The organism is Pantoea coffeiphila, from assembly GCF_016909495.1.
Lineage (GTDB): Bacteria > Pseudomonadota > Gammaproteobacteria > Enterobacterales > Enterobacteriaceae > Erwinia > Erwinia coffeiphila.
The window spans coordinates 276690-290632 of the sequence record NZ_JAFBFW010000001.1; the positions used below are offsets into that span (position 1 = coordinate 276690).

The following is a 13943-nucleotide window of genomic DNA, read 5'->3' on the forward strand; positions in this document are numbered from 1 at the left end:
TAACGGCTTTTATTTATAATGTTAAAGGATAATTCTTATCATAAAGCTATTTTTTAACGTTATTGCGACAGAGAATAAATTATCGCCGATTTACTCTTGGTGGATTTAAACAAATATTTAACATTAAGGCTGATATTTAGTCTTGCAGCATTATCAACAGACGAAATATATTCTGGCAGAGAGCACCGGACTTTCATGGGATCGATAAAACGGTTAACACGATATCATTTTCAAGTGGCCAGGCGCAGCCGCGCATATCTCAGCGACTGCGCCTGTAGTCAGTTTAATCGTCTTCGTCGTCGTCCAGTTCCACCGGCGAAGTAAAACCGTCAGGTTTGATGGCTAACAGGTCACAGCGCAGGTGGTCGATGACCTGCTCTGCGGTGTTGCCAAGGAAGGCAGCGGAAAGACCGGTGCGGCCAATAGTGCCAAGGACCACGACTCCCACCGAAAGATGCTCGGCCAGTTCCGGGATGACTTCCTCCGGTAAACCCTTTTCCACATGGGTGAATTTCTCGTCAATGCTGAATGACTGACGTAACGCCTTCATTGCCACCAGATGCTGCCCACGAATTGCATCGTTATAGACGCTTGGGTCAAAATCGGGCAGTTCAATGGCGATATTGATTGGCGTCACCGGATAGGCACCGACCAGATGTACTTCGGTATGGTTTACCCGCTCGGCCAGGTCCAGCGTTTCCCGCACCAGCTTGGTGTTCAACGGATCGTGATGCGGTTCTTCGCTGGCGAGGTTGACGGCGACCAGCGCTTTCGCGCCCTCTGGCCAGGCCTGGTCTTTCACCATCCAGACCGGGCAAGGGCATTTACGCAGCAGGTGCCAGTCGGTTGGGGTAAACACCACCGCCTGCAGGCGATCGTGCTGATGGGTCATTTTGATCACCAGATCGTGCTGGTTGTTCAGTACTTCCTGAATAATCGCTTCGAAGGGGCGGTTGTGCCACACCACTTTAATATCGATTTGCACACCGGCGGCCAGATAGGCCTGCGCCTGCTGGCGAATCCACTCAGTGCGCTGGCTGATCACGCCTTTACGCATCGTTAAGCGTTCGTCAGGCGACAGCAGAGTGGTCATCTCGTAGGAGAAATCATAGATCGGAAGAAAACAGGTAATCTTACCGCCAAGGCGCTGATTCAGATACACCGCGCGCCGCAGGGCAGGCTGGTCGTCCTGCTGCGGATCGATAGCCACAAGGATGTTTTGATAGTTAGCCATAATGGGTTCTCCATACACTGAGCGTGTAAGTTAAAGATAGCCCAATCAGACAAAAGGAAAAAGGGGAAAAGATATTGCCGGATCAATAAAATAACAAATATTGACCCGGCAAATCGTCAGGCGATTGCCCTGCTTTGGCCGGCAAGCTGGGAGAGGATTTCATGATTTTCAATAGTGATATATTTGCCTTTCACCGCCAGCATTCCATTTTTCTGAAAGCGGCCAAGCAAACGGCTAATAGTTTCTACCGTCAATCCCAGGTAGTTACCGATATCGCCCCGCGTCATGGTCAGACGGAACTCGCGCTGAGAAAACCCGCGCTGTCCGAAACGACGAGAAAGACCGTAGATAAACGCGGCAAGGCGTTCTTCGGCATTTTTCTTCGACAGTAACAGGATCATCTCCTGGTCACCTTTAATCTCACCGCTCATCAGCCGCATCATCTGCTGGCGCAGGCTCGGCATTTTACCGGACAGGTCATCTAAGGTCTCGAAGGGGATTTCACACACCATCGCGGTTTCCAGCGCCTGCGCAAAGCTGGGATGCTGACTGCCGCTGATCGCGTCAAAGCCAACCAGATCGCCCGCCAGGTGGAAACCGGTAATCTGTTCGTCACCCTGTTCGGTGATGGTATAGCTTTTAATAGTGCCGGAGCGGATGGCATATAACGACTTGAGTTCGTCGCCGGCTTTGAACAGCGTCTGGCCTTTTTGAATTGGCTTCTTGCGCTCAATAATATTATCAAGCTGGTCAAGTTCGTGTTCGTTTAGCGTGAAGGGGATGCAGAGTTGACTGATGCTGCAATCCTGGCAGTGGATAGCACAACCACCTGATTGTATGCGTCGGCTGATAATTCTCTTTTCTGGAATCATAATGTACGCTCTATGATTATTGACTGATATCAATTTTACCGTTTTGACTTACAAAATGAAACTCATCAGAGCAGTTTTAGCCACATAAAGATTAAGGATGTCATTATTAAAAGCTATCCTGGTGAAATATATGATAAAAAACAATCCATTAACAAACTTAAATCTGCTTATTTAGCGATTTTTCATTGATCTGTGCCATTGTAATCATGCGCTGTAGAGTATTGTTCTGCTCTTTGCCATCATAATTTACACTTAACTGTGGAATTATTTCGCCCATCAAAAAGCGATGCTGGCGCAATTTTCGCCTTGCCGCTTTCTATCTTGCTAAACTTCCCGTTAGGCGTTAAAACGTCATGCGCTGAATTGTCGCGCCGCAGGTGCCAGTAAAAGGAGTGAGTAATGACCTTTAACCCTGATGAAAGCGATATCTTCCGCCACGCGATGGAAGATGTCACACCGCTGAAAGACTGCAGCACGATTATGTGGCAGAAATCGCCATCCGCTAAACCCCCCAGGGATCGGCAGTGGGAAGAACAGTTGGATAATCCGTTGACCATCGGATTGCTGGAAGTTGTGCCGGGCACGCAGCCGCTGGAGTTTATTGCTGACGGTATACAGCCGGGGGTACTCGATAAACTTCGACAGGGCAAATATCCACCGCAGCTTAATCTTAATCTCATCAAGCAATCGGCAGAAAACAGTCGCCAGATGCTGTACCTGTTTATGCGCCAGGCGCTGCGAGATGATGTCCGCAATTTGCTGATAATCCACGGCAAAGCGCGGCACGACACGTCTCATGCCAACATTATTCGCAGCTACCTGATGCGCTGGTTACAGCAGTTTGATGAAGTGCAGGCCTTTTGCAGCGCTCAGCCTCACCACGGCGGTAGCGGTGCGTGTTACGTTGCGCTGCGTAAAAGCGAACGGGCGCGGCTGGAAAACCGAGAGCAAAACGCCCGCCGCGCTCGTTGACGTTCTAACCAGAGTGAGATTTTCGAATAGTCGCCAGCAATATCTCTGCGCTCAGGCTGAGCGGAACGCCGGAGCGGGTAAGAATACCGACCGGCTCTCCCGGCCCGTGTGATGCCACGGGCAGTGCGGCAAGGGAATTGTGCAACAGATCCTCCTTAATCGCGCCGGAAGGAACAAACCAGACATAGTTGTAGCGTAGCGCCAGCTGGCGAGCCAGTGACGTGGCCGAGGTTTCGACCAGCGTGGGCGGCAGGCTGCATCCCTGTTCTTTCAGCATGGCTTCCGCCAGCCTGCGCGGGGCAGTCCCCTCAGGTGAGATCACCACAGGCCAGGACATTGCGCGGGAAAGCGTGACGTTGTCACTCATCAGCGGATGATCGGGACGAACCACCAGCCGCAGTGATTCCAGGAACAGCAGTTCATAAGTCAGTCCGGTCATCAGTTCGGCGTCGGCCATGCGGCCGATGCCCACATCAAATTCCCCGGCCTTCAGCCCGGCTATCAGTACGTTATTGTGCAGCGTCGCCACCTGTACAATGGTTTGCGGCCGCTGCTGATGGAACCGATCGAGAATAGAAGGCAGCATGCCGAGCGCCACGGTGGTTAACACGCAAACCCGCAGCACTTCCGGCTCCTGCGGTAACGGCGTATTAAAGGACTGTCCGGCATGATTGAGCGCATCAAGCACTTTAACCGCGTGAGTGAGAAACTGTTCGCCCATCATGGTCAGCTGCGCACCAAGCCGACCCCGCTCGAACAGTCTGGCTCCGGCCAGTTCTTCCAGTTCATTTAGCGTTTTTGACAGTGCGGGCTGGCTTAGCGACAGGGTTTCTGCAGCGCGGCCGAGGGTGCCCTGCTGCGCAACGGCAACAAAGGTATGCAGGTGGCGCAGTCGAATGCGCTGATTAAATTGATAATTTTTATTCATAGCTCAGATTAGTAATCTGGCGGTATTACTGGCAAGCTTGCGTTGCGGTTTTTGTTAACCTTATTGCAAAATTTAATTAACATTTGCTCCGTATAGCCCGGTAACTATTACTTTTCAGGGCGTTAAATCACCCATCCTTAATGTGTGCTTATGCTTTACTGAGGTTAAAAGTACATGCAATTAATCAGGAGAACTTCATAACAATCCGTTATGATAACGGGCTATTTTTCCGCTTGATCGCGCAGCAGGGCCCTGAGGCCGCAGAAACCCGCTTAGCAGGCTGGAGCGGGGTGACGATCGGCAAGCCAGGGAGTACGCAGTGAACAGTACCGCGGCCATCGATATTCATGCATTAATCAACCGCAATGCATTAAGCCGTTACCAGAAGTGCATCATTGCACTGAGTTTTGCCGTTGTCGCCATGGACGGAATGGATATTGCGCTGATGGGCTTTATCGCTCCGGCGTTGAAAACGGCGTGGGGTGTCAGCAATCATCAGTTGGGTGCGGTTATCAGCGCCGCTCTGATTGGCTTGGCGCTGGGTGCGATGTTTGCCGGGCCGCTGGCCGATCGGTTTGGCAGACGGGTGCTGATTATCAGCAGCGTGTTTTTCTTCGGCCTGTGGACGCTGGCAACCGCATTTTCACAGAACCTCGATCAGCTCATGCTGTTCCGCTTTCTCACCGGTTTAGGGCTTGGGGCTGCGATGCCTAATGTCGGTACGCTGGTGGCGGAATATTCCCCCGAGCGCAAACGCGCGTTCCTGATCACCGTGGTGTTTTGCGGCTTTACCTTTGGAGCCGCCAGTGGCGGTTTTGCCGCCTCGTGGCTAATTCCTCACTACGGCTGGCATTCGGTACTCATTCTGGGCGGCGTTTTACCGCTGATGATTGTGCCGTTCTTACTCCGCTGGCTGCCTGAATCCGTGCGTTTTATGATGACGCGCAATGCTCCAGCCTGGAAAATTCGCCGGATTGTCGAAAAGATGCACCCTGGAATGACGACCGATCGTTGCCGTTTTGCCCTGAGCGAAATCGCCACAACCGGAGGAGCCGTGCGTCTGGTGCTGTCCCGACAGTATCTGTTTGGCAGCGTAATGCTGTGGGGCAGCTATTTTATGGGGCTGTTCCTGGTCTATCTGATCGGCAGCTGGCTGCCGTCGCTGGTCAAAGACATTGGTATGACGGTCACCCAGGCCGCGCTGGTCACGGCGATGTATCAGGCGGGGGGGACGATTGGTTCACTATTTGCCGGCTGGGTAATGGATCGCTTTAACGCTAATCTGGCACTGGCGGCAATCTATTTCACCGGTGCGATTGCTACCGTGTGTATCGGCTATGCGCCGGCAGACGTTCTGGTGCTGAGCTGTATCGCTTTTTGTAGCGGCTTCTGCCTTAACGGAGCGAATACCGGAATGAATGCACTGTCCGCCAGCTACTATCCAACGCGAGCGCGCGCTACCGGTTCCAGCTGGATGCACGGAGTGGGGCGAGTCGGGGCGATCATCAGTGCTTTTGCCGGTGCGCAGATGTTGTCGATGGGCTGGAATATTACCGATGTCTTTTCCTTCCTGGCCATCCCCGCAGTCCTGACTACGCTGATGCTGGTGGCAAAATCGCGTTATGGTTACCGGCCATAGCGGGGCAAAACAACTGCCTCGCGGCCACTGGCTGACAAAATCAGGGGGAGCATCGCCCCCGATTTGTCTGTAAAGATCGAAATTTCTCTCACTTCCCAACTTCTGTCCCTTCATTTTTTACCTGCCTGATAAAAAAATATCTGACGCTTTATTTTGGTGCCTGTGCACCAAATTGGTTTGATGCTGCATTAACTCGTTCTATTTGCGTCGTTTTATTTCTTATCATTAATGCCAAAATTAAACATCGCTCCCCACCATGGTGCGATCGTCTCCAGGACTTTTTCATTACGAAAAAAGAGATTGAACGAGTGTTCAACGCTGTGTAAGTTAATAATCAATCGCAGGGTTTAAATAAATCAACAGGCACATCAGATGACGGTAATACAACGACAATCGGAACTTATCTCCGCCGCTTTAACCTGCCTGAAAAAGGAAGGATACAAAGGGTTATCGGTAAGAAAAATAGCTGATGAGGCGAAGGTTTCCGTCGGGTTGATTAATCACCATTTTGGCAGCCTGGAAAAATTAATATCCGCAGCCTATGAATCAATGGCGGGTGATATTCTGATTTCCCTAAAAGAAACCTGTGAAGGTGAAATTACCGATCCCGCTAAAAGAATTGAGGTGTTTATTCGGGAGAGTTTTAATCCATCAATTCTTGACCCCGATCTGCTTAATGCGTGGATAGTGTTTTGGGGAATGACGAGATACAGTCCGGAAATTGATAAATCTCACTCATTAACCTACGCCAGCTATCTTGAATTCCTTTCACAGCTACTTGGCGACCTGTGGCGGCAGGACAACAGTACGGAATGTAATATCCGACTGGCCAGTATTTCATTTTCATCAATGCTCGACGGTTTATGGGTGGAAAGCTGCCTTAACTCCCACGCATTTAAACCAGAAGATGCCGTATCAATCTGTCAGGCATGGATCAAAGGCTTCCGTGCCGGAATGTTTGCATCATAATTAGAATATTTTTCAGGGGATAATATGATTAAGGAAGTAAGAAAAGAAGTGTACAACTGCGTGCCTTATGCCGCAGGGAAAAGTATGGAAGATGTGATGGAAGAGTATGGTTTATCCAGCGCTATTAAACTGGGGTCCAATGAAAACCCTTACGCACCTTTTCATCTTTCCACGAAACGAATGATGGATGAAGTGCTGAAAATTAACAGCTATCCGGAAAAAAACTTTATCCGCCTGAAATCTATTCTGGCAGAGAGAAATAATCTGGCTGCGGAAAATATTGGTTTAGGTCACGGAGCCGGAGGCGTACTCGATACGCTGGCTAAAACCTTTATCAGCCACGGCGATGAAGTAATTGTTCCGAAAGAAACATACGGGCTGTATAACGAAATATCAAAAGGGATGGGGGCTGAGGTAAAACAGATCCCACTGGACGGCGAATTCCGTCTGGATCTGCGGGCAATGGCCGCAGCGGTGAGTGAAAAAACAAAGCTGATTTGGGTCTGTAATCCAAACAATCCCACCGGCACCACCGTTAACAGCAATGAATTCTACGCCTTTATTGACGCACTGCCGAACCACGTATGGGTGGTATTAGATGAAGCCTATATTGAGTTTGCCAAACAGGACCATCTGATTGATGTAACCCGCCTGATTAGTGAAGGTAAAAAAATTATTAAAGTCGGCACGCTGTCGAAATATTTTGGTCTGGCGGGCGGGCGAATTGGCTACTGCATTGCCCGGCCCGAGGTGATCACCGCCTACGACACCATTAGCGAGCCGTTTAACGCCAACCGTATCGGTCTGGCCGGTGCGGTCAGCGTGCTGACGGAAGATCTGGCGACCTGCATCAGCTATGGCAACCGGCTTATCGCCTCCCGCGAAAGCATGATTGCGGAACTGCGCGAGGTGGGCTGTGTGTGCAGCGAGTCCGACACCAACTTTGTCTTTTTCTCTACGGATTTTGCAGCGAGCGATATTGCCACTCGGCTGCTGCAGCAAGGCGTGATTGTGCGTCCGTGCGGCGGCTGGGGCTACCAGAACCATCTGCGGGTGACGATCGGAACGGAAGAACAAAATAAAGTCTTTATCGACAAATTTAAAAGCGTGTTGCAAACATTACAGGGTGCTTAATTATGCCAAAGTATAAGAAGTATATAACCCTCCTTCTGTTGGGTTTTTCCGGTGGTGCGATATTTGTCTTTCCCTATCTTAAATATATTTTTTATGATGACGTATTAACCTCACTGGGTATTGGTAATGCCGATTCCGGTTTACTGTTGACGGCGTATTCTCTCGGCTGTGTGGCGCTGTATATTCCAGGGGGTATTCTGGCCGACAAACTGTCGCCGCGTATTTCCGTGGTGGCTTCTTTGTTCGCAGCCACCGCGTTAACGCTGGTATTTGCTTTCTTCTTTAACTTTGCCTCGGCGCTGGTGGTCTGGTTCCTGATGGCCTTTGCTTCCGGGTTTGTTTTCTGGTCCGCCGTACTTAAGGCGGTAAGGATAATCAGCGAGGAGCAGGACCAGGGGTTAATGTATGGCATCTATTACAGCGCCAACGGTGCGGCAACGGCAATAATCAATTATCTGTGTCTGAAAGTGTTTGGCTATTCCGGCGGCGGCAGCCATGGACTGTTTATGGCTGTGTTGCTGATGGCCTGCTTTACGGGCGTGTCGGCGATTGCGCTGATGTTTTTCCTGAAAGGATTCGAAAAGTCAGAAACGAAAGAAGAAGATAAATTCAAATTTTCCGACCTTTCACTGGTGGTAAATAATCCCTCGGTGTGGATGGTGTCGATTATCTTCTTCTGTATCTATGCGGTTTATACCTGTAGCTCTTATTATACACCGTATCTGACCTGGCTGGGGATGTCAGCCGACAATTCCGCTGAGCTCAGTATTCTGCGAATTAATATGGCGATGATGATTGCCTCGCCAATAGGCGGCTACCTGGCGGATAAAGTTTTCAAATCGACGCTAAAATGGATTATGTATGGTTCGATTCTGCTGGCCGTTTCTATTGTCGCCACGGTAATGGTCGGCGGTGATAATCTCCAGCTAACCAGTATCATTTCAATTATTCCGGGCTGGCTGGTCATGTCGATGTACGGAATTATGTTCTCGTCATTTAAAGAGATTAATGTCCCGGTCAAGGTATCGGGAACGGCTATCGGCTTTGCTTCAATTATCAGCTATTCACCGGATCTGTTTATGAATACCGTTTACGGCACGGTGCTGGATAAATACCAGGGTGCGGAAACCATGACCGCGTATAAAATAATCTTCCTGAGCCTCGCCTGTCTGGCGGTGCTGTCGGTTATTTTATCTCTATGGGTACTGTCGAGAAATGCAGTTAAGAAAAACAGACTGGCCGAACATCTGGTAAATAATTAACAGCAGCAATATAAAGAGTTCCTCTAATGAAAATAGTGATTTGCGATCATAAAGAATCGCTCGACAGAGACGTTGCTGCTGAAATTAATCTGTTTAAGCAGCAGTTGGGTCAGAATACCGAGGTGATTATCCATGAATACAACGGCGATAATCAGGCATTAAATGAAGTTATCGCCGATGCAGATGGCATTATGACTTCCTATGTGACCTTTACCGATGACATGATTTCCGCCTGCCGCAGGCTGAAAGGTATTTCGATTAATGCGACCGGTTATAATTTTATCGACCTGCAGTCCGCCAGCCGCAATAACGTTCAGGTGGCGGTGATTGCTGAATACTGCACGCAGGAGGTCAGTGAACATGCCATGACGCTGGGCCTTGCCGTGGCGAGGAATATCAAGGCGTACGGGCGCAGCATCGAGCAAAAGGGGAAATATGCCTTCAACTGCGTCAGCGGCATGTTCCGGCTGGAAGGGAGCACCTTCGGCATCATGGGGCTGGGGAAAATCGGCCAGGCCGTTGCCAGGAAAGCGCAGGGGTTCGGCATGAAGGTGATCGCCTTCTCCCCGTCCTGCCCGGCAGCGGTGGCGGAGGGGCTGGGCATAACGCTGGTAGATAAAGAACGACTGCTAAAAGAGAGTCATTTCATCTGCTTAACCATGTCGCTTAACGCTGGCAATGTGAACATTCTGGACCGCGAGGCATTTGCCAAAATGGAACAGCGGCCAATTATTATCAACGTTTCGCGCGGTCAGATGATCGATGAAGAGGCGCTGGTTGAGGCCCTCGACAACAATTTGATATTTGGTGCCGGGCTTGATGTGCTGGTTGATGAGAGCGATGAGTACATTGCCAGATCGCCGCTGGTCGGGCGCGATAACGTCATCATCACGCCGCATGCTGCCTTTTACTCAGATTTCTCGATGCAGGAAAATCAGCGGATTGGCGTGTCGAACCTGGTAAATATCCTCACTGGCAATATTAACGACGTGGCGCGCATTGTTTCATCCTGAGTACTGCTGAGAAGCGCTCGCAACTGCTCATCATGAATCAAAACCACCTCTATTTCAGAGGTGGTTTTTCTTTTATTGCAGGCGACTGTCCTGCACTATCGTAAAGCGACCGGGTCCCAGCAGCATCACTGCCAGCGCCCCAAACAGATACAGCGCTTCGCCCTCCAGCGCCCAGGCTCCGACCGAAGTGCGGTCCCAGAATGCGCCGGTTTTCACCAGCAGCGTGGCGACCACCAGGTTAATCACAATAATAAACGCCGCAGGGCGGGTCATCAGCCCGATAATCATCATCGCCGGGGCCAGAACCTCACCAATATAGGCTCCGTAAGCCACCAGCCCTGGAACGTTGTGAGCCTGCAACAGCCCGGCAATCCAGCCCACTCCATGCTGCAGCTTAAATACGCCATGAAACAGCAGCAGTGCGCCCAGCGAAACGCGCAGCACCAGCCTGCCCAGATCGGGGTGATCGCTGAGCCGGGTAAAACCGTTATTAAGCGAGGAGAACATAAGTGAAGTCCTTAACGTTATGAAGAAATGCTCGGCGGCAAAAGGCGTGCGCCGCAGGCTGGCGATGGTGACATACGTCAGGATCGGCCTCCTATCAGCATAATCTGCAAATCAATTTTCACCAGCCGGGAGCGAAACGTAACTGAACTGCCTGACTCATTTTTCTGTGCTGAGTGCCGTTTCATCATGGGAGGAAAGCCACGCGACCAGTTCATCCAGTAGCGGCGGGGCTTCCTCTGCCGGACGACGGATCAGACTGTAAACCGCGCCGGTTTTCACTCTGCCGCTGAATGGCGCAACCAGCCGCTGCATGGCCAGATCTTCCGCAATCAGCGTGACGTCCGCCACCGTCACGCCGTAGCCCTGAATGGCCGCGCTGATTGCCAGATCCATGGTGGCGAAATGCTGATTGCGCTGCATGGCAATGGACATCTGCTGCGATTTCAGCCACAGCTGCCAGTCGCGGCTGTCGGCGGTGGGATGCAAAAAAGTCATGGCGGTCAGCGTATCGGCATCTACTGAACGTGAAGTCAGCAGGCCACCTGCGAGTACCGGCGTCAGCTCCTCCTCGAACAGGCGCAGGCCGCGCCCGCTGCTGCCGTAAAGGATTGCAGCATCATAGTGTTCCAGCAGAATGCTGTGATCGACGGTGGTAGTCAGCGAAACGTGCAGCTCGGGCCGCAGTTTCTCCAGCGCTACCAGCTTCGGCAGCAGCCAGCGCATGGCGCAGGTCGGGGCCTTAAGCCGAATCACCGCCTGTTGCCTGCTGGCCTGCGCAGCATCGAAAATCTGCTGATAGCCAGCCTGTAGCGCGGGGAGCAGGGCGGAACCCTGCGGCGTCAGGCGCAGCCCGCGCGCGTGGCGATCGAACAGGCTGAAGCCCAGCCAGGCTTCCAGTGAAGCGATCTTACGGCTGACGGCCCCCTGAGTGATGCACAGTTCCCCGGCGGCACGGGTCAGATTGAGGTGGCGTGCGGTGACAATAAAAGCGTGAATGGCGTTCAGCGGCAGCGGACGCTGGGACATAGGTACACCCTGAGCTATGTTTAAAAGTCATAGCTATTATGACAACAATTCGCTTGTCGCCTCAAGCCGCGCCACGTTGAATAGCATAAGCAAATTCACCCGACGGTTTACCCTCTGACTGGAGCTTCCATGACTATCACCTCTTCGGTGCAGCAGCGCTCAAAATTACCCGACGTCGGCACCACCATTTTCACGGTGATCGGCCAGCTTTCCGCGCAGCATAAGGCGATTAACCTTTCGCAGGGTGCGCCAAACTTCCCCTGCGACCCGGCACTGGTAGCGGGCGTCAGCAGGGCAATGCAGCAGGGCCATAACCAGTATGCGTCGATGACCGGCGTCACGGCGCTGAAGCAAATTCTGGCGGAGAAAGTCGAAACGCTTTACGGCCAAAAATATGATGTTGCAAGCGAGGTACTGATTACCGCCAGCGCCAGCGAAGGGCTGTACTCGGCGATTGCCGGGCTGGTGCATCCGGGCGATGAAGTGATCTTCTTCGAACCGGCTTTCGACAGCTATGCGCCCATCGTTCGCCTGCAGGGTGCCACCCCGATCGGTCTGAAGCTTCAGGTCCCGGATTTCGCCATTAACTGGGATGAAGTCAGCGCGGCGATCACCTCGCGCACCCGGATGATTATCATCAATACGCCGCACAACCCAAGTTCACAGGTGCTGAACCGCGAGGATCTTGACCGCCTTGCCGCGCTGACCCGCAACACCGATATCGTGGTGCTGTCCGACGAAGTTTATGAACATATTCTGTTTGATGGCCGCAAACATAACGGCATGGCGACGCATCCTGAACTGGCGCAGCGCAGCGTGATCGTCTCCTCCTTTGGTAAAACCTTCCACGTTACCGGCTGGCGAGTAGGCTATCTGCTGGCTCCGGCAGAGCTGATGGAAGAAGTGGTGAAAGTGCATCAGTTTATGATGTTCTCTGCCGATACGCCGATGCAGGTGGCATTTGCTGACTATCTGCAACAGCCGGAAAACTATCTCGGGTTGGGGGCGTTTTATCAGCAAAAACGCGATTTGATGGCTTCGCTGCTGAAGGATTCGCCGTTTACCCTGCTGCCGTCCGCCGGATCGTTCTTTATGCTGGCCAGCTATGCGGATTTCAGTGACGAAACGGACAGTGAAATGGTACAACGTCTCATCGTTGATTACGGTGTGGCAACTATCCCACTATCGGCGTTTTATACCGATGGAACCGACAATAAATTGATCCGTCTCTCTTTCGCAAAAGACGAAGCCACCTTGCAGGCTGGCGCACGCGCGCTCTGCCAGGTCAAGCCTCGCTAATCAAAATCATAAGGGGAAGTGAATGAAGAAATTGAATGCGCTGTTTGTGGCAATTGGCCTGCTGACATCCGTCTCCGCGCTGGCGCAGGAAACGCTGCGTTACGGTCTGGAATCTCAGTATCCGCCGTTTGAAAGCCGCAACGCGTCCGGTCAGCTGGAAGGGTTTGATATCGATCTGGGCAACGCGATTTGCCAGGCCGGTAACTTCAAGTGCAGCTGGGTGGAGAGCAGTTTTGATGCGCTGATCCCGGCACTGTCGGCGAAGAAGTTCGACGCCATCAACTCGGCGATGAATATTACCGAAGCGCGTGCAAAGAGCATCGGCTTCACCAAGCCTATCTACCGTATTCCCAGCATGCTGGTGGGTAAAACCGATGCAGGCCTGAAGGATGCGACTGCGGAAGCACTGAAGGGTAAGAGCATCGGCGTTCTGCAGGGTTCCATTCAGGAAACTTACGCCAAGCAGCACTGGGAGCCGAAGGGCGTGACCGTAACCTCCTATCAGGATCAGAACCAGGTTTATAACGATATGGTTGCCGGTCGTCTGGACGGTACGCTGGTGATGTCTGCGGCGGGCCAGTCTGGTTTCCTCGATAAGCCGCAGGGCAAGGGATTCGGTTTTATCGGCAAAGCGGTTGAGGACGATACGATTCTCGGCACCGGTATTGGTTTCGGTCTGCGTAAGGACGATACCAAGCTGAAGGGCGAGCTGGATGCGGCGATTACCAAGGTGCAGACCGACGGTACGATCACCAAGCTGGCAGCGAAGTATTTCCCGGGTATTGATGTTTCTGTGAAGTAACTTTTCGCATGAGGTTGGGTGAATGGTGCCCAGCCTCTGCTGTCCCTTTAGACAATCTGCTCGCTATTTTAACCATCGTGATCGTCGGTATATTCACAGGTCCTGGACACATCAATTCTGTAATGAACCGGTGTTTTCCTGCAAAACCTATCGGCAAGGCTTCAATATAAAGAGTGATTTTTTTCATTTCCAGCCAGCAGATACATATGCAGAAAAGCAGGGGGGGCAGGTGGCTTACTGAAGGGCCATCCGCAGCGCTGAACGCAGAAAGGAAGCCCGGATTTGC

13 protein-coding genes are annotated in these 13943 nt (G+C 51.8%); 8 read left to right on the forward strand and 5 right to left on the reverse strand.

Annotated features, from left to right (window positions below; all coding sequences use genetic code 11):
• Positions 1-283 precede the first annotated feature (283 nt).
• Positions 284-1234, reverse strand: a complete 951-nt coding sequence (gene uspE / locus JOE09_RS01265) for a universal stress protein UspE (protein ID WP_205064497.1) — start codon at positions 1232-1234, stop codon at positions 284-286.
• Positions 1235-1350: 116 nt separating this feature from the next.
• A complete protein-coding gene (locus JOE09_RS01270) occupies positions 1351-2106 on the reverse strand; it encodes an FNR family transcription factor (protein ID WP_105594649.1) in 756 nt (251 codons plus the stop codon).
• Positions 2107-2505: 399 nt separating this feature from the next.
• Between JOE09_RS01270 and smrA the strand changes: the two genes are divergently transcribed.
• Positions 2506-3078 (forward strand): DNA endonuclease SmrA, encoded by a 573-nt coding sequence (gene smrA / locus JOE09_RS01275; protein WP_205064498.1) that lies wholly within the window; start codon positions 2506-2508, stop codon positions 3076-3078.
• A 4-nt stretch (positions 3079-3082) separates the two neighbouring features.
• Here the strand turns inward: smrA and JOE09_RS01280 are convergent, their stop codons facing one another.
• Positions 3083-4006 carry a LysR substrate-binding domain-containing protein gene (locus JOE09_RS01280; RefSeq protein WP_200546932.1) on the reverse strand — a complete coding sequence of 308 codons (924 nt, stop codon included), beginning with the start codon at positions 4004-4006 and terminating at the stop codon, positions 3083-3085.
• A gap of 319 nt (positions 4007-4325) precedes the next feature.
• On the opposite strand from JOE09_RS01280, the gene JOE09_RS01285 reads away from it, so the two are divergent.
• The 5 genes from JOE09_RS01285 (at position 4326) to JOE09_RS01305 (ending at position 10023) form a co-directional block, all read left to right on the forward strand.
• Positions 4326-5645, forward strand: coding sequence for an MFS transporter (locus tag JOE09_RS01285; protein WP_105594735.1), 1320 nt, complete (start codon positions 4326-4328; stop codon positions 5643-5645).
• A gap of 372 nt (positions 5646-6017) precedes the next feature.
• On the forward strand, positions 6018-6614 hold the full coding sequence (locus JOE09_RS01290; RefSeq protein ID WP_205064499.1) for a TetR/AcrR family transcriptional regulator: 597 nt from the start codon (positions 6018-6020) through the stop codon (positions 6612-6614).
• Between the two features lie 24 nt (positions 6615-6638).
• A complete protein-coding gene (hisC, locus tag JOE09_RS01295; RefSeq protein WP_205064500.1) occupies positions 6639-7748 on the forward strand; it encodes a histidinol-phosphate transaminase in 1110 nt (369 codons plus the stop codon).
• A 2-nt stretch (positions 7749-7750) separates the two neighbouring features.
• A complete protein-coding gene (locus JOE09_RS01300) occupies positions 7751-9010 on the forward strand; it encodes an MFS transporter (protein WP_205064501.1) in 1260 nt (419 codons plus the stop codon).
• Between the two features lie 26 nt (positions 9011-9036).
• Positions 9037-10023 (forward strand): NAD(P)-dependent oxidoreductase, encoded by a 987-nt coding sequence (locus JOE09_RS01305; protein WP_205064502.1) that lies wholly within the window; start codon positions 9037-9039, stop codon positions 10021-10023.
• 72 nt (positions 10024-10095) lie between these two features.
• Here JOE09_RS01305 and JOE09_RS01310 read toward each other — a convergent pair whose 3' ends face one another.
• Both JOE09_RS01310 and JOE09_RS01315 read right to left on the reverse strand, forming a co-directional pair.
• Positions 10096-10530, reverse strand: coding sequence for a DoxX family protein (locus JOE09_RS01310; RefSeq protein ID WP_105594642.1), 435 nt, complete (start codon positions 10528-10530; stop codon positions 10096-10098).
• Positions 10531-10686: 156 nt separating this feature from the next.
• The gene (locus tag JOE09_RS01315) at positions 10687-11556 is read right to left on the reverse strand and encodes a LysR family transcriptional regulator (protein ID WP_205064503.1); all 870 of its coding nucleotides are present in this window, start codon (positions 11554-11556) and stop codon (positions 10687-10689) included.
• Positions 11557-11685: 129 nt separating this feature from the next.
• On the opposite strand from JOE09_RS01315, the gene JOE09_RS01320 reads away from it, so the two are divergent.
• Together JOE09_RS01320 and JOE09_RS01325 are read left to right on the forward strand one after the other, a co-directional pair.
• Positions 11686-12855, forward strand: coding sequence for a methionine aminotransferase (locus JOE09_RS01320; protein WP_205064504.1), 1170 nt, complete (start codon positions 11686-11688; stop codon positions 12853-12855).
• Positions 12856-12877: 22 nt separating this feature from the next.
• Complete coding sequence (locus tag JOE09_RS01325) at positions 12878-13657, forward strand: transporter substrate-binding domain-containing protein (RefSeq protein ID WP_200546925.1); 780 nt, start codon at positions 12878-12880, stop codon at positions 13655-13657.
• Positions 13658-13943: the final 286 nt, after the last annotated feature.